Source organism: Methylicorpusculum oleiharenae (genome assembly GCF_009828925.2).
Taxonomy (GTDB): Bacteria; Pseudomonadota; Gammaproteobacteria; order Methylococcales; family Methylomonadaceae; genus Methylicorpusculum; species Methylicorpusculum oleiharenae.
Map to the genome: position 1 here is coordinate 4,796,264 of NZ_WUTY02000001.1, position 24,998 is coordinate 4,821,261.

General features: G+C 46.6%; 24 protein-coding genes. 4 read left to right on the plus strand and 20 right to left on the minus strand.

The window, feature by feature from the left end:
* Positions 1–31 precede the first annotated feature (31 nt).
* Positions 32–724: a HisA/HisF-related TIM barrel protein gene (locus GO003_RS21385; protein ID WP_159658432.1), complete on the plus strand. Its 693-nt coding sequence runs from the start codon at positions 32–34 to the stop codon at positions 722–724.
* Between the two features lie 70 nt (positions 725–794).
* Here the strand turns inward: GO003_RS21385 and fae are convergent, their stop codons facing one another.
* The 8 genes from fae to GO003_RS21425 form a co-directional block, all read right to left on the minus strand.
* The gene (gene fae, locus GO003_RS21390) at positions 795–1,304 is read right to left on the minus strand and encodes a formaldehyde-activating enzyme (protein ID WP_159658431.1); all 510 of its coding nucleotides are present in this window, start codon (positions 1,302–1,304) and stop codon (positions 795–797) included.
* Between the two features lie 121 nt (positions 1,305–1,425).
* Positions 1,426–2,274, minus strand: a complete 849-nt coding sequence (locus GO003_RS21395; RefSeq protein WP_159658430.1) for a triphosphoribosyl-dephospho-CoA synthase — start codon at positions 2,272–2,274, stop codon at positions 1,426–1,428.
* A complete protein-coding gene (locus GO003_RS21400; RefSeq protein ID WP_206444751.1) occupies positions 2,274–3,191 on the minus strand; it encodes an ATP-grasp domain-containing protein in 918 nt (305 codons plus the stop codon). Before GO003_RS21400 ends, GO003_RS21395 begins: the two co-directional genes overlap by 1 nt.
* A 72-nt stretch (positions 3,192–3,263) precedes the next feature.
* Complete coding sequence (gene mch, locus GO003_RS21405; RefSeq protein WP_159658428.1) at positions 3,264–4,247, minus strand: methenyltetrahydromethanopterin cyclohydrolase; 984 nt, start codon at positions 4,245–4,247, stop codon at positions 3,264–3,266.
* Positions 4,248–4,250: 3 nt separating this feature from the next.
* Entirely contained in the window at positions 4,251–5,357 is a 1,107-nt protein-coding gene (locus GO003_RS21410) for an ATP-grasp domain-containing protein (protein ID WP_159658427.1), read from the minus strand.
* A 35-nt stretch (positions 5,358–5,392) separates the two neighbouring features.
* Entirely contained in the window at positions 5,393–6,328 is a 936-nt protein-coding gene (locus GO003_RS21415) for a beta-ribofuranosylaminobenzene 5'-phosphate synthase family protein (RefSeq protein ID WP_159658426.1), read from the minus strand.
* 91 nt (positions 6,329–6,419) lie between these two features.
* Positions 6,420–7,085 carry an HAD family hydrolase gene (locus tag GO003_RS21420; protein WP_159658425.1) on the minus strand — a complete coding sequence of 222 codons (666 nt, stop codon included), beginning with the start codon at positions 7,083–7,085 and terminating at the stop codon, positions 6,420–6,422.
* Positions 7,082–8,008, minus strand: a complete 927-nt coding sequence (locus GO003_RS21425) for a hypothetical protein (protein ID WP_159658424.1) — start codon at positions 8,006–8,008, stop codon at positions 7,082–7,084. Before GO003_RS21425 ends, GO003_RS21420 begins: the two co-directional genes overlap by 4 nt.
* Positions 8,009–8,344: 336 nt before the next feature.
* Here GO003_RS21425 and GO003_RS21430 point away from each other — a divergent pair, with 336 nt between their 5' ends.
* Entirely contained in the window at positions 8,345–9,907 is a 1,563-nt protein-coding gene (locus GO003_RS21430) for a Re/Si-specific NAD(P)(+) transhydrogenase subunit alpha (RefSeq protein ID WP_159658423.1), read from the plus strand.
* Positions 9,908–9,917: 10 nt separating this feature from the next.
* Positions 9,918–11,309, plus strand: a complete 1,392-nt coding sequence (pntB, locus tag GO003_RS21435; protein WP_159658422.1) for a Re/Si-specific NAD(P)(+) transhydrogenase subunit beta — start codon at positions 9,918–9,920, stop codon at positions 11,307–11,309.
* Between the two features lie 282 nt (positions 11,310–11,591).
* Here pntB and GO003_RS21440 read toward each other — a convergent pair whose 3' ends face one another.
* From GO003_RS21440 to GO003_RS21450, 4 genes are all read right to left on the minus strand, one after another.
* Positions 11,592–12,047, minus strand: coding sequence for a PAS domain-containing protein (locus GO003_RS21440; RefSeq protein ID WP_159658421.1), 456 nt, complete (start codon positions 12,045–12,047; stop codon positions 11,592–11,594).
* A 157-nt stretch (positions 12,048–12,204) separates the two neighbouring features.
* Positions 12,205–12,339 (minus strand): hypothetical protein, encoded by a 135-nt coding sequence (locus GO003_RS26300; RefSeq protein WP_269144437.1) that lies wholly within the window; start codon positions 12,337–12,339, stop codon positions 12,205–12,207.
* A 308-nt stretch (positions 12,340–12,647) separates the two neighbouring features.
* Positions 12,648–14,039 (minus strand): sensor histidine kinase, encoded by a 1,392-nt coding sequence (locus tag GO003_RS21445; protein ID WP_159658420.1) that lies wholly within the window; start codon positions 14,037–14,039, stop codon positions 12,648–12,650.
* Entirely contained in the window at positions 14,032–14,706 is a 675-nt protein-coding gene (locus GO003_RS21450; protein WP_159658419.1) for a response regulator, read from the minus strand. Before GO003_RS21450 ends, GO003_RS21445 begins: the two co-directional genes overlap by 8 nt.
* 397 nt (positions 14,707–15,103) lie before the next feature.
* On the opposite strand from GO003_RS21450, the gene nhaD reads away from it, so the two are divergent.
* Positions 15,104–16,507, plus strand: a complete 1,404-nt coding sequence (gene nhaD, locus GO003_RS21455) for a sodium:proton antiporter NhaD (protein WP_159658418.1) — start codon at positions 15,104–15,106, stop codon at positions 16,505–16,507.
* Positions 16,508–16,900: 393 nt separating this feature from the next.
* Here nhaD and GO003_RS21460 read toward each other — a convergent pair whose 3' ends face one another.
* From GO003_RS21460 to tilS, 8 genes are all read right to left on the minus strand, one after another.
* Positions 16,901–17,710, minus strand: a complete 810-nt coding sequence (locus GO003_RS21460) for an META domain-containing protein (RefSeq protein WP_159658417.1) — start codon at positions 17,708–17,710, stop codon at positions 16,901–16,903.
* 106 nt (positions 17,711–17,816) lie between these two features.
* Positions 17,817–18,290, minus strand: a complete 474-nt coding sequence (gene ispF / locus GO003_RS21465) for a 2-C-methyl-D-erythritol 2,4-cyclodiphosphate synthase (protein WP_159658416.1) — start codon at positions 18,288–18,290, stop codon at positions 17,817–17,819.
* Positions 18,287–18,982, minus strand: a complete 696-nt coding sequence (gene ispD, locus GO003_RS21470; RefSeq protein ID WP_159658415.1) for a 2-C-methyl-D-erythritol 4-phosphate cytidylyltransferase — start codon at positions 18,980–18,982, stop codon at positions 18,287–18,289. Before ispD ends, ispF begins: the two co-directional genes overlap by 4 nt.
* Before the next feature lie 88 nt (positions 18,983–19,070).
* Positions 19,071–19,349, minus strand: coding sequence for a cell division protein FtsB (gene ftsB, locus GO003_RS21475; protein WP_159658414.1), 279 nt, complete (start codon positions 19,347–19,349; stop codon positions 19,071–19,073).
* Positions 19,350–19,405: 56 nt separating this feature from the next.
* On the minus strand, positions 19,406–20,686 hold the full coding sequence (gene eno / locus GO003_RS21480; protein ID WP_159658413.1) for a phosphopyruvate hydratase: 1,281 nt from the start codon (positions 20,684–20,686) through the stop codon (positions 19,406–19,408).
* Positions 20,687–20,694: 8 nt separating this feature from the next.
* On the minus strand, positions 20,695–21,528 hold the full coding sequence (kdsA, locus tag GO003_RS21485; RefSeq protein WP_159658412.1) for a 3-deoxy-8-phosphooctulonate synthase: 834 nt from the start codon (positions 21,526–21,528) through the stop codon (positions 20,695–20,697).
* Positions 21,525–23,159: a CTP synthase gene (locus tag GO003_RS21490; protein ID WP_159658411.1), complete on the minus strand. Its 1,635-nt coding sequence runs from the start codon at positions 23,157–23,159 to the stop codon at positions 21,525–21,527. Before GO003_RS21490 ends, kdsA begins: the two co-directional genes overlap by 4 nt.
* 339 nt (positions 23,160–23,498) lie before the next feature.
* On the minus strand, positions 23,499–24,899 hold the full coding sequence (tilS, locus tag GO003_RS21495; protein WP_231089134.1) for a tRNA lysidine(34) synthetase TilS: 1,401 nt from the start codon (positions 24,897–24,899) through the stop codon (positions 23,499–23,501).
* Between the last annotated feature and the right edge of the window lie 99 nt (positions 24,900–24,998).

Here is a 24,998-nt window from a genome sequence, read left to right on the forward strand (position 1 = left end):
AACAAGTCCGTAACACACTATTAATAATGCTATGCAAATAATACCGGTCATTGATTTAAAAGACGGATGTGTCGTGGCGGCCAAGTACGGCCAAAGGGAACACTATCAACCCATAAAATCCGGATTATGCGCATCCCACGAGGCTATCATTATCATTGAGGCTTTACTCAAGCTGCATCCATTTAAGTTATTTTATCTGGCCGATCTTGACGCCATCACTGGCAATGGCTCGCATCAAAAAGAAATTAAAGCCGTTCTCCGCAGCTTCCCGCACACGGTATTTTGGATAGATCAGGGCTATACCTATTTTGAAAGACCATACAGCGATTTTAAAAACGCTGTTCCGGTCATCGGTTCAGAATCACTTGAGGAGTCGGATTTGACCCGTTTGATTCAGATGAACGGTAGCTACATTTTATCCCTGGATCACACAAAAGATAAAAAACTGGGTGCGGCAACTGTATTCGAAGACATCCGATTTTGGCCTGAAACCATCATTATCATGAATCTTAATAAAGTCGGGAGTTTTGAAGGACCTGATTTTAACCTGTTGAAACAATTTAAAATCCACTATCCAGACAAGCAATTTGTCGCTGCCGGTGGCATTCGCAATCTGGCTGATTTAGTGACACTAAAAAAATTGGACATACATCAGGCACTTGTCGCAAGCGCCTTGCATTCCGGCGCTATCGGTAAGAGAGAACTTGAACATCTGGAAAAATAAGACAAACAAATCTTTCAGGCAAAAAAATACCCCGAAACGGGGTATTTTTTAACCAGACGAAATGAATCGCTTAGTTAGCAGCAAAAGGATGAACAGCAGTTCCTTTGGCAGCAACTACTTCAGCAGCAGTTGGTAAGCCGGCAACAGCACGCTCAAGCGCTTCTTTAGTTGCTTTGTAGTTGTACTCTTGAATTTTAGCGTTGTCTTCAGCCAACCAGTGAATGAAAACACCGACTGATACGAACAGGTTGTCTGCTTCGTCAGCTGGAATTGTGCCGTTTTCTACGCAATCAGCAACAGCCATAGCTACGCCGCGTTGTGCTGGTCCAAACATTTGAACAGCTTGTTTAGAACCTTTAATGGTTACTTTATTGAACATAACAGTTGCAGGCTTAACCATCAGGTTAGGTGCAACAACAGCTAATAAGCTTGAAAAGCCGTCTTTGTTATTGGTCAAAGTGTTTGCAAAAGCAGTTTCTGCAGCTGAACCGCGTGGGCCAATGATTAAGTCGATGTGTGCAACTTCGTTGCCTTCGCCTATTAATGATTCGCCTACGCGCAAGTTTGTTATTTTAGCCATGCTTGTTGTTTCCTTCGGAGAAAAAAAATAAAAAGTTTAAATCTATACAGACATTAGGAAATGTCACAGGTATATTTAAGTGATCAATTCCGTCTGAAACCTTATCTGAAGTATAAATCACCTACTTGACAAGATCCTCTAAAAATACAGCCATCACCGTTGCTACTGTCAGGTCTGCAGTTGTTCCGGGATTGATATGATGTGCTTTTAATTCTTTATCAACTTGATAAAGTAAAGGCAATATATCTTCCGGATCAGTTGCGCCCTGCAGCTGCGAATTGATAGCAGCCATTTTCTCTGCCACCCATCCGGTGTAACGATCGCCATATTTTCGCTCAATGTGGCTATCAGGATAGCGAGCAAGAAGCGTAGTATATACCGAAGCCGCCGCCCAATAACATGAACCCCATCGAGTTAAGCCGCCATTATAGCTTAAAATACTCAATTCATAAATATCTTTAAAATCTGTTACATATTGCAAGGCAATTCTGTCCCTTGCACAGGCCAGTTTCATTGCATCTGTCAGGGTAACACTTGGCGCTGAATGAACATCCTGCTCACTTGCCTGGCCCAACCCGCCTGGCGATGCCAAAGCAATGGCCTTAAACACCCAGTCAGCATCTTCGCACGTCGTATGATTAAGAACATTATGCAGGCTGGCTCTTATCGATTGCCCGGCAATCGCCTGTTGCGCAGCCTCAAACAGTGGCGCACACAGTAATATGATGCCCAGATTGGTGTTGCAGCCAACCGCTTCCCGCGTGGCTTGCACTGCGTAATAAATTTTTTCTCCCAATGAATAACCGGGGTTACTGATCGCCGGTGCACTTGCGGCAGCACTTAGCCTGAAATCATCGACCGTCATATCATGACCCGCCGAATAAACACTGACATTGCCCGGCTTAAAAGCCTGTAATTCAATTTCGCAGGCGCTTATATAGAGCTCCGCCAACTGTAAGTGCGAAATCATTACGCCATCGCCATCAGCCGTGATTGACGGGAACAGGCAAGTTGCTTAAGCATATCCTCTACCAGCAAGTCGGCTATTGAAATGTTGCAGACACTTTGCAAGCCTTTCCATGCAGGAATGCTATTGACCTCAATCACCACATAGTGACCGTCTTTATCACGAATAATGTCAACGCCAGCATAGCTCATGGATAAAGCCTGTGCCGCTTGCACCGCTAACTCGGCCATCACCGGATCCAGAACAATTTCTTCGCATGCAGCCCCCCGGGCTACATTATTCAACCAGGACAGCCCTTTTCTTCGCATTGCCGCAACCGCTTTGCCGTTAATTATAAAGACGCGATGATCCGAATAACCAAGCCCCTCACATTCAACAAACCGCTGCAGGTAGTAAATGCCATGACTGCCGGTCAGCCAGATCAAATCCGTCATTTTCTCCAGTCGCCGGATGCCTTCGCCTTGCGAGCCAAAGAGAGGCTTACTGATAACCATATGGCCATTCTGTAATTCCTGCTCAACCAAAGCCAAGGCGTCTTCCCTGTCTCGCAGCACCCAAGTGGGCGGCGTAGCAATCCTATGGTGCTGCAACAAAAAACTGGTCATCGCCTTATCAACACTGCGCTCAATGGCATGACCGTCGTTATAAACAGGAATACCCAGAATTTTTAACCCATGCAGAATGTCCAGGTAAAAAACGACCTCTTCCAGCGATCCGCCGGGCACACCCCGGACGAAAACAGCATCCGGTAGAGATTGCTCAAAACCGGGAATATGAATCGGTAAAAGCTCATGCTCCAGTTGAATCTTACAGGCCGTCAAAGAGCTATAAACGCTGTCATAGCCCCGTTTGGCAAACGCCTGAACCAACTGCCTGCCATGCCAACCGGGATCGTCCGTAAATATTGCTATGCTGCCCACAATCATTAATCAATAAGTTAAATTTCGGAATGAGACCACACAAGCGGCCCCTGACATCGATCTGACTGTTGTTTATCGGCCAAAGGATTGATTCAACAAAGCATTATCCAACTGCCCTGCTCTAAAACTTTTCCCCGATTCCACTGCGGTTACGATGACGCTGGCAGGGCTGAATAACATCGGATCGACTTTGAAAAAATCATAGCCATATTCCTTGAAAACTTGTGCAAATGGCTTGCCGTAATCTTTGGAGGTTGAGCTAGGCAATTCATTGGCCAGTTTTTCAGCATCCGCATCACTCCCTTTTACGAACAGGTGAACTTGGCCTGCAAACAGAATGGCATCGTTGGTTCGACCCATCGCCTTGATAAAATCAGGATGGGGCGGACAGATTGGAGCACTGCCGCTGCCATCGACTATATTTTCCAGGGGGAAATGCAGGGCATGGGCTTTATGCATGGCCACTTCCAACACCCTGGACACAACTTGCACGCCGCCCGCCAAACTACTGGTGGGCGTCACAATAATTGTCAATTTTGACGGCTCAATCCCACAGGCAGCAGCTACCTTTTCTACAATCGCCAGAGGGGGCACTGCATCGTTTTCAATGACTAGCACTGTTTCGTCAGCGCTATCCTGATAGCTCAATTCTTTGTAGAGCTCTTCTACCGGCTCACGTTTACCGTCTTTAATTTTGAACGCCATCGCACGCGCAGGACCCGAACCCAGCGCATAGTATTTTTCATGCGACAAACTCCAACCCGCATACTGGCTACCCAGGCAACCCAAAACCGGATTACCGGTATGCACATTGACACTTAGCGGCCAATCAGCCGTATAGGTACTGTGCGTCAAAGTAACAGTCCCCATGCCACCCAGGCATATTTCAGCTATCAACCGGCCTGCTTCCAGTCCACCAGGAAACTTGATACCTGCATCAATCACTGTACACCCGTTTTCGAGCCTCTCTACACCCACACGGAATTTATCCGCCTGATCAATCAATTGTTTAACCAAAGGTTGAGTCAGTTTATTAACGCTAGCTGTGTAATGCATTGTTTATCCTGTATTGAAGATTTGAAAAATTCGTTTCCGGGTCGCCTTCAGAGCCTGCAAAAGACCTTCAACGGTGGCGTTGCGGACAATCAAACTGCATAAAGGCGAACCTTGTCTAATGCGCTGGCCTGGACCGGGCAAATCGACAGCATGGACCGGCCAGCAAACGGCATCAGGAACAAGCAGATCCTGCCCGGCAAAGACGACCTGATAAGCGCAAAAACCATCATATCGAAAACTGTGCCCAGGCATCAGTCCTGCCAAAGGATCAATTTGGGCCGCCATCAGGCCGCCCATGTCATACAATTGCATGCTCGCAGAAGGCCGGGGATTAATTTCTACCACCAGCACCTTATCGCCCTGAACCATAAAATCCAACGAATTGAGGCCGGTTAAACCTAACTCGGAAACCAGCAATTCCAGCCACTCAGCGACGGTTTGCTGTTGAAATTCGTTTAACGGACTTTGATTGATCACACCGGAAAACAGAAAGGCGTGCTGATCATCATCGCGCCTGCACCACTGGGTGTTGAAACCAATGATGTGGCTTTGGCAGCTATTGGCTAGAAACAAAACCGAACCGGGCACACCCTCGATATAGCGTTGCCAATAAACATTATCGTGAAAATCATCCTGCCTGATACGGTGCCTTATGCCCAAGCCTCCCTGACCCTGCATCGGCTTAATCAGCCAATCGGCATCATCGTCCGGCGCTGAAAAAACTGTGTCAGGAAAAGCAATGGCCAAGCGTTTTAAAATTGAAAAAAAAACAGCCTTATCCTGAATCTTTTGAACAACCGAAGGAACATTGCCACTTAGATTGAACGCATTGCTCAAAGCTGACAAGCTCTCGGGATAAGCTTCAAGACCGCTGCCAAAACAAGCATGATCGACAACATATTCCTGCTTAATCATATTCAAGACAGGAAGCAAATACTGCTGACTGAGCTCGGTGACCTGAAAAACCTTCGCCGACAAGGCCTGTGTGTCCTGATCTGCATACAGATCCACCACCAAAGGTATAAAACCAGCGTTCTTCGCCGCTTGCGCCAGCATTCTTCCTGAATGGGCAACGATCAGCACCCTCTTAGGCCTCACTCCTTCAGACATATCAAGCGCGAAAGACGAGCAAATTCTGGCGATGCCTAGGCGAAACCAGTGATCTCACCACCACTGTTTCTGGCACTCACTGTTTTAAATTGCAAATTCTCATAACCGGAAAATTCCTGCTGAGCTTTTAAACAAAGGGCTTCAGCACATTCCAGTCCTTCCAGTGCACAAAAGCCGGTGGGACCCCAAGACGTCTGACCTAGCGCCACAGCGCCATGACGCTCACACCACGACATGGCCTTAGACACCTCGCTACTGGTAAACACGCCTCCCTGAGCCGACGCAAAATGTTCGCCAACCGCTTTTTGTAACTGCGTGATCACTTCTCCAAATTTGGCGATGTCACGCTCGGCAATTGCTGGCAATCCTTGCATGAGTAACAGGTAACACAAGCGCGCCGCTTCAGTTTGGGAAAAGGGCGGTAAGGCTTTGAAAGCTTCAATTTCCTGCTTGCCATGCAGGCCTTGCCCGCGCTTATCAAAGACCAGGATAAAACGCCAATTCTCGGGCACAGCCATCTGGGAAAGCACGGGGGGAGTTATTGTATGCTCACCACGACCGCCATCCACCACCAACCCACCCCGCTCGAAGACACCGATTCCTATGCCGGAACGCCGTCCCCGCTCAGTCAATTGAGCAATGTCGCGTACACTGTAGGTAAGACCGTAAAAGTGACTGAGGCCCATGCCAATCGCCAAGGCCATTTGCGTGCCGGATCCCAATCCGACATGTTCGGGGATGGCTTCATCAACGTGAATATGAACGGTATCAGGGACATTCAACGCAGCACAGAGGCTTTGTAACTGTTTGGCAACGCGAACCTCAGAAAAACCTGAGGCTACAGGCCGATCAGAACGGGTAATGGTAAGCCGGGTTACAATCTCATTGAGCGCAACACCGATACTGCCAAAGTGCCGCCCCAACGCCCCGCTCAAATCAATAAAGCCCATATGCAGGCGGGCTGGAGCCATAACAGTCACTTTAGAGAATTGCGCTTTCAAACCGAGTCATCTTCATCAAAAAAGCGTTTATTATAGCCTATAGGAGCTCGAATAAGTGAACTTATCCGGCCAGCATCCGAGCGACCAGATCCAGGTCAATCGCATTAAAATCGGCCAAAAATTCAGCGCGTTTATCCAGGGGAGTCTGCGAAGGTACATAAACGGCAATACCTCCGGCCTTTACTGCTGCCATGACACCGGATAAAGAATCTTCCAGCACCAAACACCGGCCGATCGGAACTGCCAAAAGCTCGGAAGCTTTGATAAAAAGATCCGGCGCCGGCTTTGGATTAACACTCATTTCGCGGCTAATAATGGTTGTGAACAGATGAGTGAGTTTCGCCAAATCAAGGCATTCCAACGCATTCGCCAGCAAACTGTTTGTCGCGAGACAAAAAGGCAAATTCAATTGCGTTATGACGCCTAACAAACTGAAAAAGCCTTTTTTTACAGGGATACCCTGATCACGCACCTGTTCACGCCAAATTTCACCACTAATCTGATTGAAATGGTCCAGTGAAAAATCCCGCCCGCAATACGCCAAAATCATTTCACTGACCTGCTTAAAATGCAGTCCGCTCAGCGACCGGCAGAACTCATCCGGCAACACATAACCCATCCGCATTGCAGCGTGCTGCCAAGCGGTGAAATAAGTTGTTTCGGTGTCCAGCACCAAGCCGTCCATATCAAAAATGACCGCGTCAACATCAGGAAAAACAGCCTTCACCGGATCACCCGAATGAATTCTCCAGGTGCTTCGCGGCTTGAACCGACCACGATCCGTTGATGCCCACAAGACGACTCTTCCAGCATGCCCGACACTTCAATCCATTCACCTTTGCAGGCCTGACCCACATAAGTTGCAGTAAAACACAAAATGATATCAATGGGTCCTGTTTCAACGCCAAAAACAGCAGGGGAATCAAATGCCTGAGTATCATCAATGACTTTTGCCTGAATAGTAACCAAGCCTTTTTTCTGATAATTTATATCAGACAAGCGCGTATCAATGGCCAGACTGATATCGAATTTTCGCCCATTGATCAACGCCTTATTGAATTTACGTTGTTCATGCCAAACATAGTCCGCCAAATCAATATGGCATGAGCGGCGACTATAGGAACTTTCCCAACTCGCATCATCCAAGGCAGCGAGATGCTGCTCATCAATCAGTTGCTTGACCAAATCGCGCGCAAAGTGAAATTGCTGACGGTTGTAAAAAACCAGGTCTATGTCTGAATCGTCATTATGAACACCGGGCAGCAAAGATCCTGTCACGCCAATCAGGGTGCTTTCCAAGCCATATTCGATGAAATGTTTGAGCAGATTTTTAAAATCTTCTTCAACGGCCTGATTTGACGGTTGCTGCATTAACATCTGCAACCGCTGCCTGGGCTGATAATGTTTAATGATCGCTGTTTCACTGACCGCATGAAGCGAGACATCTTTTGCAGATGAGTAGTAAAGATAATGCGGAAAATAGTCAGCCAGATAGCGATCGGCTTGCTCAGTGGATAATTTTTGCCAAAGGCCGTTTATTTTGGCGTAGCGCAGAAAGCACAAGACTTTTTCTGCCTCCATACCCGACTCGACAACAGCAAAAAGCAGCTCACCCTGAGCTTCTATAAAGTCTTTTACACAATATTTCATTAATTTAAGTTACCCGATATTTTAGTTGCCGCCCAATCATGAAGAGTAGTTTACAAGGTAACTCAGCCATAAAAACCAAATACAGTGCTTTTTTAAAAGGGCATTCAGCCAGCTGACTTTACCTTTAACCATAAAAATCAGTCCACGCCTATCATTTCAAGTTGATTCTCATGTTTTTTGATTTTTAGAAAGCTCTTTATTCCCATCAGCCTACTATGGGGTTTGATTCGTTTATTATTTTGTTGAATTACCCCCATAAATTGCCTATGCTCCGGGCTTGGAAATAAATACCTAAACCCTATGTGTTTCTCTGTGTCTTAGCTTAAAGGAAGTCTCATGAAAATTGGTGTCCCCAAAGAAGTACACGAAGGTGAAAAACGCGTTGCGACAACGCCCGAAGTTGCAGAACTATTGATCAAACTCGGATTTTCAGTCGCTATCGAAAGTGGCGCGGGCTCCGCTGCAGATATTCCGGATGAAGCTTACAAAAATGTAGGCGTAGAAATAATCAATAACACCCGCACCCTCTGGAAAAACTCCGATATTATCGTAAAAATCAGAGCGCCCGAACTGCACCCCGAAATTAATAAAGACGAAACTGACCTGCTCAAAAAAGGCGGGCATTTAATCAGTTTCATCTGGCCTGCCCAAAACGAGGCTCTGCTGCAAAAGCTGGCAAAAAAAAATGCGACCGTTTTCGCGATGGATAGCATTCCCCGCATTTCCCGAGCACAAAAAATGGATGCCTTAAGCTCCATGGCCAACATTGCCGGTTATCGTGCGGTTGTTGAAGCGGCTCAGCATTTCGGCCGCTTCTTTACCGGCCAGATTACCGCTGCCGGTAAAATCCCACCGGCCAAAGTATTGGTGATTGGCGCCGGAGTAGCAGGGCTGGCGGCCATAGGCGCCGCAAAATCATTAGGCGCAATTGTCAGAGCTTTCGATACCCGTCCTGAAGTCAAAGAACAAATTGAAAGCATGGACGCCGAATTCTTGATGCTGGATTTCAAGGAAGACGGTTCCGGCACAGGCGGATACGCCAAGACCATGTCCAAAGAATTCATTGAAGCGGAAATGGCTTTGTTTGCCCAGCAGGCCAAAGAAGTCGATATCATCATCACGACTGCGTTAATACCTGGAAAACCTGCACCGGTTCTAATCACTGAGGCCATGGTAGCGTCTATGAAACCGGGCAGCGTTATAGTCGATTTGGCCACTGAACAAGGTGGAAACTGCGAAGTCAGCACCAAAGATCAGGTGATTTCCAAACACGGCGTTACCGTTATCGGCTACAGTAACTTACCCAGCCGCCTGGCCAACCAGGCCAGTCAGTTATATGCCACCAACATTCGTCATTTGTTGACTGATTTGTGTCCCGAGAAAAACGGCGAACTGAACGTCAATATGGAAGATGAAGTCATCCGCGGCGCCACCGTCATCAAAGCCGGAAAAATTACCTGGCCGCCACCACCGCCGACACTTTCCGTAGCACCGGCGGCAAAACCTGCGGCCTCGGTTCCGGTCAAAGTCGAACAGCCAAAAACCAGTATTATTCCTGCTCCTGTCAAACAATATGCTCCGATGATCCTGGGCGCCCTGCTTCTATACCAGTTAGGCTCGGTAGCCCCGGCATCTTTTATGTCGCATTTCACCGTATTTGTGCTGTCCTGTTTTATCGGCTACCAAGTCATCTGGAACGTCTCGCCCTCTCTGCATACCCCCCTGATGAGCGTCACCAACGCCATTAGCGGCATCATAGTACTGGGCGCCCTGATTCAAGTCTCGGCACCGGGTTTCTTAATCACACTGCTGGCCGGATTAGCCGTGCTTGTGGCCTCAATCAACATCGCCGGGGGCTTTTTGGTAACCCGCCGCATGTTGGAAATGTTCAGAAAATAGGGAGAACAGCATGTCACAAAGTTTAGTTTCTATGGCCTACGTCAGCGCTGCGATTTTGTTCATACTCAGCCTGAGCGGGCTAAGTAATCAGGAAACAGCTCGCAGAGGCAACTATTTCGGCATGGCAGGTATGACCATCGCCATTTTAGCCACCATTTTCAGCGCTTCCGTAACGGCTTATGCGATATTGATAACCGCGCTGCTCATTGGCGGATTCATAGGCGCAAAAGCGGCCGCTAAAGTTGAAATGACCCAAATGCCTGAATTGGTTGCCATCATGCACAGCCTGGTGGGACTTGCTGCGGTGCTTGTCGGCTATGCCAACTTCATGGATAGCTCATCGCCGCTGGAAGGTATAGAAAAATCCATTCATGAAGTTGAAATTTATGTCGGCATTTTAATAGGTGCTATCACTTTTTCAGGTTCAGTAATCGCATTTGGCAAACTGAGCGGCCGCATTGACGGCAAACCTTATTTAATGCCGGGACGGCACTGGTTAAATTTGAGCTTACTCGTTTTTGTCATTTTGCTAGGCAATGTGTTTCTGTCACAAGCTGAAAGCGGCGGCGGAACATTTCCCTTGTTACTCATGACACTGATAGCCCTGGCTTTTGGCGTTCATATGGTTATGGCCATAGGCGGGGCGGACATGCCGGTCGTGGTTTCAATGTTGAACAGCTATTCCGGATGGGCGGCAGCGGCAACCGGCTTTATGCTCAGTAACGATTTATTGATCGTGACGGGCGCATTGGTTGGCAGCAGCGGCGCAATTTTGAGTTATATCATGTGCCGGGCCATGAATCGCAACTTCATCAGTGTTATCGCCGGTGGTTTCGGCACCAGTTCGGGAGGCGAATCGGCTGCAATAGAAGGTGAAGTAACTCCGATCAGCGCAGATGAGACGGCACAATTATTATCGGCTGCAAAAAGTATTATGATCGTTCCTGGTTACGGCATGGCGGTAGCTCAAGCTCAGCATACTGTTTTTGAAATCACCAAATTCCTGCGTAACCAGGGCAAAACCGTACGATTCGGCATTCATCCGGTAGCCGGGCGTATGCCAGGGCATATGAACGTCTTGCTCGCCGAAGCGAAAGTGCCTTATGACATCGTTTTTGAAATGGAAGAAGTCAATGAAGATTTCGGACATGTCGATGTCAGTATCGTGATAGGCGCCAATGACATCGTCAATCCCTCTGCGCTTACCGACCCAAACAGCCCTATTGCCGGCATGCCGGTTTTGGAAGTCTGGAAGAGTCATACCACGATAGCGATGAAACGCAGTATGGCTTCTGGTTATGCCGGTGTCGGCAATCCTTTGTTTGTCATGGAAAACACCCGGATGTTATTTGGGGATGCTAATGAAACATTACAGGCGGTTCTTAAATCGTTAAATGCTTAAAAGTTAAGTTCCCAAGCATTCCCGGCCTCAAAAAACGGAAATGCTTAGCTGCCCTGTCTAATCGAAAAAACGTCTGGCTTTAGAAGATGCGGGGGTGTCTGGCTAGGATGTCGGCAGCGGAGGCTGCCGACAAGCGTGCACTAAGGTATTTACGGCGTCCTGTCTAACGAGTAACCGCGCCATACGGCGGCCTTTCATGTGCAGGGGTGATGCCAACCTTCATGAACGTTAGGATGGTGCAACAGGTATTCTGATAGCTTGTTATATTAGTCACAGGCTAAACTACTCACCCGCCACGCTAGAAATTCCGGAACTTAATTCCTTAATTCTTTCATCGGCTTTAACCTGCTCGGTTACGTCGTATTGAACACCCAGGTAGTAGATAATGCGGCCGTTTCTATCAAAGAGAGGAATAATTTTGAGTCGATTGAAAAACAGTTCCCCGTTTTTCTTATAATTACGAAGGGTAACGACTACCCCCTGATTATTCCGGATGGCCTGGAAAATCTGGTAGCGTGCATCTTGATCGCGGTCAGGACCCTGCAGAAACCGGCAGTTATGTCCTATGACATCTTCCTGAGAATATCCTGTCATCGTCTCGAACGCTTTGTTCGCATAAACTATCGGCATATCTGGTAAATCCGGATCCGCCAGAGTGACGCCGTTAACACATTCATCCAGTATCTCGGAGAGTATCTGAGGAATGAGCCCGGGATCTTTTTCAGTGATAAAAGGCATAAATTAACTCCATTGATTGATACGATCAGAGCCAAGCTCCTCAGCGTTATGAATTTTATTTACGATAAGCCACACTAAAATAATGCGACTTGTTTTTTCAGCCCAATCAGCACACCTCATAGGCAATCATAAAACTAATGACTAACTGCCCCAAAAATCAGCCTGGGTTGATTTCTGATACTGCATCAGGCACCAATAAGTTCTTAATATTGTTCACCGTATTTTGAGCACCCTCTTCAATCGCAACACGAATCAATTTTTCAAAAGGCCTCATAAAGAGTTCAATTTCCAATAATTCAAAAGAAAAAGTCAGCCTTGTTGTAGCATCTGAAACATCCCTGTTGCAGAAGCCCTTTCAAGCCACCCGCCTCCACCCCATAAAATTGAAGGGGGTGAGTAGATGCTTACAAAAAACTCTCTCCAATGCCCCCAGAATCACTGGCATTATGACTTCTTAATTGGCTAAACAGATTAACATGGATAAAATTCATGGCATAGTCATTCTTTTTTAACCAAAAACCAGGGCAAGCCGGTCTTTTAAACACAATAGTTAAGGATTTAAGCGAAATACCGGTCGTAAGACATGATAAATCCTTACTTTTATCGCATATTTTCCGGTTTTCCGTTAAATATAACCTCAAACCGCCCTCCTCCCAATTGATCCGAGCTACCCAGGTTAAGTTGAGCCTGATGAAGCATCGCAATTTCTTTGACTATCGCAAGTCCTAAACCGCAACCGTCTCCCAGACTGCCGGGAATACGATAAAATCGTTCAAAAATCTTTTCCTGCTCTGCTGCAGGAATACCAGGCCCATCATCTTCGACAATCAACGAGGGATAGGGCTTAATAAGTACACTAATAACAATAACACCGCTCTCATGCCCGTATTTAATCGCGTTGTCTATTAAATTACCCAATAATTCCCGCAACAGAATCTCATCGCCCTGAATGATAATATCGTTATCAGGACCTTCAAATACCAACTCCATGTTGTGCTGAATTGCTAAAGGTGCATAATCAATCGCAAGCGCCTTGACCAATTTACAGAGCGCCAAAGGCTTAAGCTGATAGCCTGCCTCTAAAGGACCTGACTTAGCCAATACCAAAAGTTGAGTTATCAAATGAGACATTCGGTCGGCACTGACCTGAATCTGCTCCAAAGCAGGCTTCATCTCTGCCAGATCTTTTTCTCGAAGCGCGCGTTCTGCCTGTAATTTAAGTCCGGCCAGCGGTGTACGCAGTTGATGAGCGGCATTCGATATGAAGCGTTGCTGACCGGCAATTGCCAAAGCCAATCGATTAAACAGGTTATTAATCGTGTCCGTGAGCGTATGCACTTCCTGAAAAACATGAGATTCGGGAATCGGGCTTAAATCTTGCGGTGAACGCTGAGCTATTTCGTCAGCCAGTTCGTGTAAAGGCTGCAACCCCCGTTTAACACCCCTTAACAAGTAAAACCCAGCCATTATGACCAGTAAAAGCTGAGGAATTAAATCCGCCATGAGAATATCGAACATCATGACTCTTCGCTTTTTCTGTGTTTCTGCGACATGAATATGGATAGTCTCCGTCGCCTCATAAGCAAGAGGAACCTTGATTGACACGACTCTGACCGACTCGTCATTGACAATCGCATTGAAATAAATGGGCTTTTCAGTTTCTTGCGAGGAGCCCAATGTTTCGGGTACAAATGCATCGCCGGCCAATAAGCCTCTTTCCTCGGAGATAACATTAAAATAGGTTTTATCCAGATCATCCCATTTAAAAATAGCTAACGCTTCCGGGGGCAAATCAACTACAGCCTGTCCTTCTATAAGCTTGATTTCCTGCATTAAAGACCTTGCAGAATCGAGCAGCCATCGATCATAGGCCTCATCGACATAATGCAGTGTGGTGAAATAAGACAACACCGTTTCAACCGCCATGAAAAAAATGACAGGCACCGACAAGCGCAGAATAATCTCTGTCCTCAAGCTCCTTTTTTTATTCATTTTTTGAAGTTTCAAGCAAATAACCCAAGCCCCGGACCGTTCTTATCACTGCGCCATAGGGTTCAATTCGTTTACGCAACCGGTGGACATAAACTTCTATGGCATTGTCGGCCAGTCCCTCGCCATCATTGGACAGGCGTTGAGAAATCCGCTCTTTGCAAACCACTTTTCCCGCTTGCATTAACAACATTTCCAAAACTCCGAATTCTCTGGCTGAAAGTAATAGTAATTGCCCATCAGCTGATATCTGATGATCTTGTGTATCCAATGACAATCGGCCAACTTGAATTACGTTACTGAAACCACCATAACAACGCCTTATCAAAGCATTGATTCGCACTTCCAGCTCTCGTAATTCAAACGGTTTGGTCAAATAATCATCCGCTCCCTGGGCTATTCCCTCAATACGGTCATTCATGCCGTCCCGAGCCGTCAATATGATAATGGGCAAACCTATCTTCCGGCTTCTTAGGCGCTTCAAAAGCTTTAAACCATCCATATCAGGCAAACCCAAATCCAGGACAATCAAGTCAAAGTCCTGCGCCGCCAACGCATGCTCTGCATAGCTACCGCTAGTTGCACAAGTGACTGAATAACCGCTTTTGGACAGCGTATGGGTCAAACCATCGGACAATACATTATCGTCTTCCACTAATAAAATTTTCATATCGACATGGGACAGAAATACTTGAAAGGTAATAGAAAGTTAAAAAAGCTATGCTTAAACGTATATTTTTTTAAAGACCTGTTTGTTGCTCAAACCAATTTCCTGAAGAGAATCATTTTTATATCTGTTATGGTCAGTAAAACAAGATGCTATTTACCACTTATGTAACCAGGATAGTCTCACGCGTTCTTTGTAAATCAATCACCTACACCCTCAATTCAAGGCGAGCGACTAGTAAGTACGGGGGCATTATTTACATAGTACCTTGTGCACGAATATGAGCAGATAATTTTTTAAAGGTTCCGTAAACAGTAACTGATAGATCCATGAAGACTTCAGTTTTTCATATCTTAAAATGGATAACGCCTTTTCCATTTCTCACCTGGAATATTTGTCTATGAAAACCGTATTCAACTCAATGTTGTTTAACCTTTTTTTATTTTTACCCCTATCAGCGTGGAGCTCTGAACCTGATAGTGATCGGTTAAACTTAACTACAGAGACCACGGGGTATATAGCGCTTTTTATTTTCTTTCTGGCCTACCTCCTGGTCATTTTTGAGGAAAAGCTACATTTACAAAAATCCAAACCGGTTCTAATTGTCGCCGGTTTAATTTGGGCGCTAATTGCGTTCGCATATCAATCACAAGGCTTGACTGATCAGGTATCGATCGCATTGAGACATAATTTTCTCGAATACTCGGAACTTTTCTTTTTTCTGTTGGTTGCAATGACTTACATCAGCGCAATGATTGAGCGGGGCGTGTTTGATGCCCTTCATTATCGCTTGGTCTCGCGGGAATTCAGCTATAGGCAGCTTTTCTGGATCACAGGATTGTTAGCATTTTTCATCTCTCCCGTGGCCGATAATTTGACCACCGCATTAATTATGTGCACAGTCGTTTTGACTGTAGGCGCCTCAAAACCGCAATTCATAGGCATTGCCTGCGTCAATATTGTTGTAGCGGCAAATGCAGGAGGAGCGTTTAGTCCTTTTGGCGACATCACTACATTAATGGTTTGGCAAAAAGATATCTTAGACTTTTGGACTTTTTTTAAACTGTTCATACCTTCACTCATTAACTTTTTAATCCCTGCAGCCATTATGCACAGGTATATCCCCAAGGGCCGACCTGAACTCCCAGACGAAGAAAATTTAACTATCAAACACGGCGGCATTATAATTATTATTTTATTTTTATCCACGATTGCCACCTCAATTGTTTTCCATCAATTTCTCCACTTGCCAGCTGCTTTTGGCATGTTGATGGGCCTTGGGTATCTGAAAATGTTCGGATATTATTTGAGGACCGCTTTTAGACGCGAGCAATCTTCTTTCGACATGATCCCTGGCTCCGAAGTCAGCGGCAGCGCCTTCGACGTATTCAGTCATATAGCCAAATCCGAATGGGATACACTGTTTTTCTTTTACGGTGTCATTATGTCTGTGGGGGGATTGGGTTTCATCGGATATTTGAGCCTCACTTCCGAGTTCATGTATGGGGAAATGGGCGCTACCTCGGCCAATATTCTCATCGGAATAATGTCTGCAGTTATTGATAACATCCCCATCATGTTTGCAGTATTGACCATGAATCCGGAGATGCCGGAAATCCAGTGGCTTTTAGTCACGTTAACAGCCGGGGTGGGAGGCAGTCTTTTATCGATAGGTTCTGCTGCAGGCGTTGCGTTAATGGGGCAGGCCAGAGGCTACTATACATTTTTTAGCCATTTAAAATGGACTCCGGCAATTGCACTTGGCTATTTCATCAGTATTTATGCCCATCTGCTGATCAATTGACGCGTTACCAAGGATATGTTCAAAAGCAGCTTACAAAAATGGGTACAAGACGCGTAAATCAGTTAGTGTTGAGCTTTGCCTAAGTCTAAGCATGAGCGGCTGACGTAGCGGACAGCGATTTTTCATTTGCTCCATTCGATAAATGCACGATCAAATTGAGAGCGAACAAATCTTTATAAGCAGTTGCAACAGTCTGATACCATGTCTTTCAGGAACCTACAGGATGGTTTCGTCCCGCTCCCTGCGGCCTGAGTAAGTATCGACGACTCCTCCAGCAATATTGTGTTTAGGTAGTTGATTGAACAGGATTCAGCAAGAGGGAGTTATTCACGCACACTTTGAAATCAATCACCTACACGCTCAATTCAAGACGGGCGAGTTACAAGAAAGGTTCTATTGGGTCTGTCTGATAAAACTGATCAGCAAGGAACCCTCTTTATCGAGCAATCTCAGTTGATCGCCATTGATTTCATACCTCACGGCCTGAGTCAATGCCTTCAGATAATTAGCTTCAAGCGCCATGACCCCTTCCTCGGCACAAGCCATACGCGTTGTTTTTACCGCCGTAATACTTAAATTTCCGGATTCTGCCCTATAAACAGCTGAAAATCCGTTACATCCGGCTTTTCCTTGAACAATCCCGCCAGCAAACGTCGCCACCGCCAAAGGGGTGTTTTTATCCGCTACGACACCACCCCGGCCATTATTAACCCCCGTCGCTTGCCATGGCGTATTTTCAAGAGCGGCCGGCACAAGCACATCGAATACCAGCAAGGATTTTCCCTCTTTATTCAAAAGAACTAAAGAGTGACCGTTTTCACCTAACTGATATGCATCAACCTTTGCTAAAAAATCAAAATAGCGGCGTTCCTGTTCGTCAATTGTTGGGGAACAGGCCATCATTGTTGAGCCGATCGGGTTAACCACTGATAACCCGGTCTTCTCTTTAAGCTTAAAACTGCCAAAATAGCGGTTGCAGCCGCCGCGCCCGGTAAGTTTACCGTTAGTAAAAACCGCATCGATTGCCGTACCTTCCAGCATCGGGATTATTTCGCCAGTAGCAGTGACAAAGTGCTTAAGTTGCCAACGGCTATCTTGCACATCGAGCGTCTTTGCATCTTTTTGACTTTGTATTGCATCAGAAGTGGATCTATCGGATTGCGCAGCGCACCCGATCAGTAACTGAAATATAACGAAAAACATTAGTCGCTTCAAAATTCACGCTCCCATTGATGCGGTCAGAACAGTCAGATACCTGATTAATCAGTTGATGTGTACTCTGCGCTACGAAACTAAAGGCCAAAATACTTTACTTTTCTATCAGGACAACCGCTTGAACGGCAATGCCTTCTTTTCGTCCTTCAAAACCCAGTTTCTCGGTAGTGGTCGCTTTGACATTGATATCATCGACAGTCACATCCAAATCCTCGGCAATATTGAAGCACATCTCAGGAATATAAGGCGCCATCTTGGGCGCCTGGGCGATGATGGTAATATCCGCGTTGACCAGTTTATAACCTTTTTCCCGCACGATACGGTGGACATGCCGCAATAAAACCCGGCTATCGGCACCCTTAAATTCCGGGTCGGTATCTGGAAAATGCTTGCCGATATCACCCAATGCCGCCGCGCCCAATAACGCATCGCACAATGCATGCAGCACCACGTCGCCGTCAGAGTGCGCTTCCAGGCCTTTTTCATACGGAATAGTGACGCCACCCAGGATCACATCGCCATCGTCTTTAAACCGATGAACATCATAGCCTTGACCAATTCGAATCATTGTTGCTCCAAATAAAATTGCGCCAGCGCCAAGTCCTCGGGACGCGTGATTTTTATATTATCCGGCCTGCCTTCGACTATTTTGGGTTGATAACCCATTAATTCCAGTGCGCTGGCCTCATCGGTAATCGCCGGATTGCCCTCCCCTGCTTCCAGTGCAGCTTTCAACATTCCGTAGCGAAACATTTGCGGTGTCAATGCCCGCCAAATATGTGTCCTATCCAGAGTGCCATGAATGATTCGTCCTTCAACCTGCTTGAGTGTGTCATGCGAAGCTAAAGCCAAAATGCCGCCAACAGCATCGTCTTTCAAGGACGCCATCAACAAAACAACATCACTACGAGTAATACAAGGTCTTGCAGCATCATGCACCAGCACCCAATCATTGTCATCAGCACGTTCGCGAATCGATCTTAAACCGGACAGCACTGAGTCGGCCCGTTCTTTACCGCCGGGCGCAGTGATAACCTTGGGGTGTCCGGCAATTCCCAGTTCAGGCCAATAGGGGTCTTCCTGAGAAATAGCAACCGCTATTCCGCTCAATTGTTCAACGTCCAACAAACGCAGCAGAGTTTGTTCTAATACGGCTTTTCCAGCCAGGGAGAGATATTGTTTGGGCTTATCGGCTTGCATCCTTTTGCCAACCCCGGCCGCAGGAACAATAGCCCAAAATCGGGAGTGTATTGTGTTCATTTAAAAATAGCGCGTTAGCAAAAAGCGGTTTAGTGAGGTGATGCGCGAAGCGCATTTTGGAAGTGCCGGATTAAAAGAAAAAGACCTTTTATTCCAGAACCTGAAAAAAAGTTTCATTTTCCTTAATCATTCCCAATTCGTAACGGGCTCTTTCTTCAATGGCGTCCTGGCCTTTGCGCAAGTCCAGCACTTCACTGTAAAGCTGATCGTTGCGTTCTTTTTTTTCCTTGACCTGCAAGCTTAAATCCTGCAGTTTTTGGTCATATTGTTCAATCTGCTTGATACCGCCATCACCTAACCACAAACGATACTGCAAATGGGCTATCAACAGAACAATAATGATTGAAATAATTTTATAAGCGCTCATATGATCAATACGATTAGTCAAGAGCGGCCCGGCAGGACCGCTCTCACCAGTCAATCCTAGAGCATTCTGAAGGCTTTGCGGCCTGCATAAAGGGCTTTGCCTTCCAACTCATCCTCGATTTTCATCAGGCGGTTGTATTTGGCAATACGGTCGGAACGGCTCAATGAACCTGTTTTTATCTGACCGGTGCCGGTAGCAACCACTAAATCAGCAATAGTGGTGTCTTCGGTTTCACCTGAACGATGAGAAACAACGGCAGAATAACCTGCAGCCTGGGCCATATCGATTGCGGCCAAAGTTTCGGTCAAGGTACCGATTTGATTGACTTTGATCAGAATAGAGTTGGCAATGTTCTTTTCTATGCCCTGTTTCAAAATAGCCGGATTGGTGACAAACAGATCATCACCAACCAATTGGATTTTACCGCCCAGTTTTTCAGTCAGTAATTTCCAGCCGTCCCAATCGTTTTCGTCCAGACCGTCTTCAATACTGATAATCGGATATTTATTAACCCAATCAGCCAGGAAATCGACCATTTTTTCGGAGGTATAGGTTTTCTTTTCTGAAGCCAGATCGTATACGCCGTTTTTATAGTATTCAGAAGCAGCCGCATCCAGACCCAGGTAGATATCTACGCCTGGTTTGTAACCAGCTTTTTCAATCGCTTGCAGAATGACGCTGATGGCCTCTTCATTGGAAGAAAGATTCGGTGCAAAACCACCTTCATCGCCTACGGTTGTTGCCAAACCTTTATCGGACAATACTTTTTTCAGCGTGTGAAAAACTTCAGTTCCATAACGAATCGCTTCGCGGAAAGTGGGCGCACCCACAGGCAAAATCATAAATTCCTGCAAATCGACACTGTTATCGGCATGGGAGCCGCCGTTGATGATGTTCATCATCGGTACGGGCATAACGAATTCACCGGATTTGTTCAGATAGCGATACAAAGGCTGTGCCGCTTCTTTTGCAGCAGCGTGTGCGCTAGCCATAGAAACAGCCAGCATTGCGTTTGCGCCTAAACGGGCTTTAGTATCGGTACCATCAAGTACTATCATTTTTTGATCAATGCCGGCCTGATCCGCCGCATCCATTCCTAAAACGGCTGAACGAATTTCAGTTTTGACGTTGTTTACTGCGTTCAAAACACCTTTACCCAAATAACGTGCTTTATCGCCATCGCGTAATTCGATCGCTTCACGTTCGCCGGTGGAGGCGCCCGATGGCACCATCGCGCTGCCGACTACTCCGGATGAAAGAATGACATCGGCTTCGATCGTCGGGTTACCACGCGAATCCAGGATTTCTCTTGCTTTAATATCTACTATTGCCGCCATCGTTTTTCCTATAAGGTTGTTTCGATCAAACTGCTTGCTTTAACAGCGTGATCAAGGGTGATTAAAATCTCTAATAATTCTTTAATGCGGTGCATAGGCCAGGAGTTTGGACCATCGCTTTTCGCCTCGGCCGGATTTGGGTGCGTTTCCATGAACAATCCGGAAATGCCCACAGCAACAGCGGCTCTGGCCAAAACAGGAACAAATTCACGCTGCCCGCCTGAACAGGTGCCCTGACCTCCGGGCAGTTGCACCGAATGGGTGGCGTCGAAAACTACCGGGCAACCGGTATCTCGCATCACCGCCAGTGATCGCATATCAGACACCAGATTGTTGTAGCCGAATGAAACGCCGCGCTCACACACCATAATTTGTTCATTGCCTGTGGCCTTGGCTTTTTCGGCCACATGAACCATATCCCAAGGCGCTAAAAATTGGCCTTTTTTGATATTGACCGGAATGCCTTGTTTGGCGACATTCTGAATGAAATTGGTCTGTCTGCATAAAAAAGCTGGCGTTTGCATCACATCGACGACCTTTGCCACTTCTTCCAAGGGTGTGTCTTCATGTACATCGGTTAAAACAGGCACGCCGATTTGTTGTTTGACTTTTTCGAGGATCTTTAGCCCCGCATCAACGCCCAAGCCACGGAAGGTGTTATGTGAAGAACGATTGGCTTTGTCGAATGAAGATTTGTAAATAAAAGGAATGCCCAATTGATCGGTTATTTCTTTTAAATAGCCGGCTGTTTCCAGTGCCAGAGCTTCGCTCTCAATGACGCAAGGACCCGCGATTAAAAATAGAGGCTTATCAAGGCCGATTTCAAAGTTACATAATTTCATTGATGGGTTTCCTTTTTATGTTTAGCAGCGGCCATTACAAATCCTGAAAAGAGCGGATGGCCTCTTCGTGGCGTCGAAGTGAATTCCGGATGAAACTGACAGGCTAAAAACCAGGGGTGATCTTTCAATTCAATCACTTCGACCAGACGACCGTCTATCGATTTACCTGCGAAAGTCAGCCCAGCTCGCTCCATTTTTTCCAGATACTTGTTATTGAATTCGTAACGGTGCCGGTGACGCTCTTTGATGACTTCCTTTTTATACATCGCAAAGGCCAAAGATCCTGATTCAAGCCTGCATTTTTGACTACCAAGACGCATTGTTCCGCCCAGATTAGAATGAATATTGCGTGTTTCCAACTGCCCCTCTGCATCCATCCATTCAGTGATCAAACCGATAACCGGATGCGGCGAATCGGGCAGGAATTCGGTACTGTGCGCACCTTCCAGCTTGGCGACATTTCTGGCGAACTCAATCACCGCAACCTGCATTCCCAAACAAATGCCTAAATAGGGAATTTTGTTTTCCCGTGCAAAACGGGCTGTCGCAATTTTTCCTTCTACGCCCCGCTCACCAAAGCCGCCAGGCACCAGGATGGCATCCAGTCCTTTCAGGTGTTCAACGCCTTCATCTTCGATGGTTTCAGAATCAATATAACGGATTTTAACTTTATTTCTGGTGTGAATACCGCCGTGAATCAATGCCTCGTTGAGTGACTTGTAGGCATCGCTGTGATCGACATATTTACCGACAATCGCAATGGTGACTTCTTCAACCGGATGAGTCAGTCCGTCAATCACATTCTTCCATTCGGTGAGGTCGGCGGGCGGCACATCCAGACGTAATTTTTCAACAACGATATCGTCCAATCCCTGTTCATGCAGCAATAAAGGGATGCGGTAAATCGTGTCAGCATCAATAGCGGAAATAACAGCTTTTTCTGCCACATTCGTAAAAAGCGCAATTTTTCTGCGATCGCTGACCGGAATCGGTTGTTCGGAACGGCAAATTAAAATATCGGGCTGAATCCCTATCGTTCTGAGTTCTTTTACAGAATGCTGAGTTGGTTTGGTTTTGAGTTCACCCGCAGAACGGATATAAGGCACCAGCGTTAAATGAATAAAAATGGCACGATCGCGCCCCAATTCAACGTGCATCTGACGAATCGCTTCAAGAAACGGCAGTGACTCGATATCACCTACCGTCCCGCCGACTTCAATGATGGCGATATCCATGCCCACCGCACTCTCGTGAATGCGTCTGATGATTTCATCCGTTATATGCGGAATTACCTGAACGGTCGCGCCCAAATAATCGCCTTTACGTTCTTTGCGCAGAACGTTTTCATAGATTTGACCGGTCGTGAAGTTATTTTTCTTGGTCATGGTCGTTCTGATGAAACGCTCATAATGACCCAGATCAAGATCGGTTTCTGCACCGTCGTCAGTGACGAAAACCTCTCCGTGTTGAAAAGGACTCATGGTTCCTGGATCGACATTGATGTAGGGATCCAGTTTGGTCATCGTGACTTTAAGCCCGCGGGCTTCAAGAATGGCAGCAAGTGACGACGCAGCGATGCCTTTACCTAAGGATGAGACGACGCCACCGGTAATGAAAATATATTTTGTCATGTAATGAAGAAAAGCGTTTAGAGGGTGACTTTTGCAGCCATTTAAAGCTGGTATATTCTAATCGACAATGCGTGCTTAGTCATTGCCTTTACTGTTTTTTTTCCCGATGCCATTTGTAAACAGGCATCAGTGCGGCACCAGAAAAAACAATCACCTATAACGCCTCAGCAATTCCCAGCTTGAACTTTTATGTGGCTTTTAGGATTGGCGTAAGCCTTGCGTTGAACCCCGCAGACCCATTCGTGGGAGCTTGACTGCAGCAACCCTGCTGCCGACATTCCCGCAAAGCTTACGCCTACCCTTTTTTATCATCAACCTGGGATTGCTGATAACGCGTGATCAGCCTGGCGTTTGCTTGATGAATTTGATGCGGTAACAAGCGCCTGGAGACACTGTGTAAAATTCGTCACTGATCCACCGGTCTGCAACGGCCGCAAGCTGTCCATCCAGATAGACAAGCGGAATGACCGGCCTTTCCCAGGGCGGTATCGCCGCTTCCTGAAATAGATTTTTTAACGTATGCCGTCCCTTTCGACCCGGCAACCTGATGGTTTCACCCCCTCGGCGAAATGCTACGGTGATTTTTGCATTTTTCCACTGATCAATCGCAATGCCGCAGGAGTCTTCAATTCGCTGCAATTTCAGGTACTCAGATAAGTCAAGACACGCTTGTTGGCTGGACCACTCAAAATCGTGTATTTCCGGCAATTGAAAGCATTTAGATTTAAAGCAATAGAGACGATTGCGAAACCGCCTGATCGCATAACCTTGGGTAAAAACCTCAGCTTTACCGGTTTCTGCCGCATCAATCACTTCATTGATAATCTGATGAATGACCCGCCGGGAAGGCATTCTCAACCCCATAAAGCCAAACCAGGCGCGTAACAATAAGGCCTGCCGGGCATTCTCAAGACACGACCAAAGCTCCAGTGACAAGGCTTGAAACTCAATGTCCAGGTATTTTTTGAGTAGTTCACCACCCTCTTGCCGAATCACTGCCTGAGCTTCTGCACAATGTCCGGCCGCCCTAGATACAGTTTTGTCCAGCGCCGGCCAACGCTTTTTTAATACCGGCAAAACGTCATTTCGAAGAAAATTTCTATCGAATTCGGTGCTTTGATTAGTGGGATCTTCCACCCAATCAAGTTCATGTCCGGCGGCATAGGCCTCAATTTCCTGTTTAGAAACATTCAACAGAGGCCGCAAAAGGATACCCTTCCCCATCGGCATCACTACCGGCATCCCCGATAAACCGGGCAATCCGGCGCCTCGAAACAGTTGCAATAAAACAGTTTCCAGCTGATCTTCCCTGTGCTGGGCCACCAACAACAGATCCTGATCATCCAGCAAACTGCTTAATACGCCATACCGTGCATTTCTGGCGGCTTCTTCAGGGCTTTGTCCGTTGACCGGCCGTGCATCGACTCGCAATTCCTTAAAAGCAATATCCAAAGCTGTTGCTGTTGCTTGGCAATGAAGGGCCCAGTGGTCGGCTATCGCCTGCAAACCATGATGAACATAAACAGCTGTGAGCTTTTCTTTCAACCAATGCTGCTGCGCGCAGAGGTGCAATAACACATGGGAATCAACGCCGCCACTGTAAGCCACAAATACGCGGCGAGAGCCCTGATAAGGACGGATGGTATCGATTAAATGAGATTCCACTGACTGTGCATGAATGTTGGTCATAAGCCCCAAACAAAAAAGCTCGCCAACAGCGAGCTTTTGATTGACTTCCATTTAACTTAATAATCGATCATCTTAAAAACCGCTATTGAGCCATGATAAACATTTGGTGATGCCGGCAATCAATCTGGTCATTGCTGCCAGCCTTAGCAC

Excerpts from the sequence above, each read along its gene's own strand:
- GO003_RS21385 (WP_159658432.1), top strand. The coding sequence starts at position 32 with ATGCAAATAATACCGGTCATTGATTTAAAAGACGGATGTGTCGTGGCG.
- fae (WP_159658431.1), bottom strand. The coding sequence starts at position 1,304 with ATGGCTAAAATAACAAACTTGCGCGTAGGCGAATCATTAATAGGCGAA.
- GO003_RS21395 (WP_159658430.1), bottom strand. The coding sequence starts at position 2,274 with ATGATTTCGCACTTACAGTTGGCGGAGCTCTATATAAGCGCCTGCGAA.
- mch (WP_159658428.1), bottom strand. The coding sequence starts at position 4,247 with ATGCATTACACAGCTAGCGTTAATAAACTGACTCAACCTTTGGTTAAA.
- GO003_RS21410 (WP_159658427.1), bottom strand. The coding sequence starts at position 5,357 with ATGTCTGAAGGAGTGAGGCCTAAGAGGGTGCTGATCGTTGCCCATTCA.
- GO003_RS21415 (WP_159658426.1), bottom strand. The coding sequence starts at position 6,328 with ATGGCTCCAGCCCGCCTGCATATGGGCTTTATTGATTTGAGCGGGGCG.
- GO003_RS21425 (WP_159658424.1), bottom strand. The coding sequence starts at position 8,008 with ATGAAATATTGTGTAAAAGACTTTATAGAAGCTCAGGGTGAGCTGCTT.
- GO003_RS21430 (WP_159658423.1), top strand. The coding sequence starts at position 8,345 with ATGAAAATTGGTGTCCCCAAAGAAGTACACGAAGGTGAAAAACGCGTT.
- pntB (WP_159658422.1), top strand. The coding sequence starts at position 9,918 with ATGTCACAAAGTTTAGTTTCTATGGCCTACGTCAGCGCTGCGATTTTG.
- GO003_RS21440 (WP_159658421.1), bottom strand. The coding sequence starts at position 12,047 with ATGCCTTTTATCACTGAAAAAGATCCCGGGCTCATTCCTCAGATACTC.
- GO003_RS21445 (WP_159658420.1), bottom strand. The coding sequence starts at position 14,039 with ATGAATAAAAAAAGGAGCTTGAGGACAGAGATTATTCTGCGCTTGTCG.
- GO003_RS21450 (WP_159658419.1), bottom strand. The coding sequence starts at position 14,706 with ATGAAAATTTTATTAGTGGAAGACGATAATGTATTGTCCGATGGTTTG.
- nhaD (WP_159658418.1), top strand. The coding sequence starts at position 15,104 with ATGAAAACCGTATTCAACTCAATGTTGTTTAACCTTTTTTTATTTTTA.
- GO003_RS21460 (WP_159658417.1), bottom strand. The coding sequence starts at position 17,710 with ATGTTTTTCGTTATATTTCAGTTACTGATCGGGTGCGCTGCGCAATCC.
- ispF (WP_159658416.1), bottom strand. The coding sequence starts at position 18,290 with ATGATTCGAATTGGTCAAGGCTATGATGTTCATCGGTTTAAAGACGAT.
- ispD (WP_159658415.1), bottom strand. The coding sequence starts at position 18,982 with ATGAACACAATACACTCCCGATTTTGGGCTATTGTTCCTGCGGCCGGG.
- ftsB (WP_159658414.1), bottom strand. The coding sequence starts at position 19,349 with ATGAGCGCTTATAAAATTATTTCAATCATTATTGTTCTGTTGATAGCC.
- eno (WP_159658413.1), bottom strand. The coding sequence starts at position 20,686 with ATGGCGGCAATAGTAGATATTAAAGCAAGAGAAATCCTGGATTCGCGT.
- kdsA (WP_159658412.1), bottom strand. The coding sequence starts at position 21,528 with ATGAAATTATGTAACTTTGAAATCGGCCTTGATAAGCCTCTATTTTTA.
- GO003_RS21490 (WP_159658411.1), bottom strand. The coding sequence starts at position 23,159 with ATGACAAAATATATTTTCATTACCGGTGGCGTCGTCTCATCCTTAGGT.
- tilS (WP_231089134.1), bottom strand. The coding sequence starts at position 24,899 with ATGGAAGTCAATCAAAAGCTCGCTGTTGGCGAGCTTTTTTGTTTGGGG.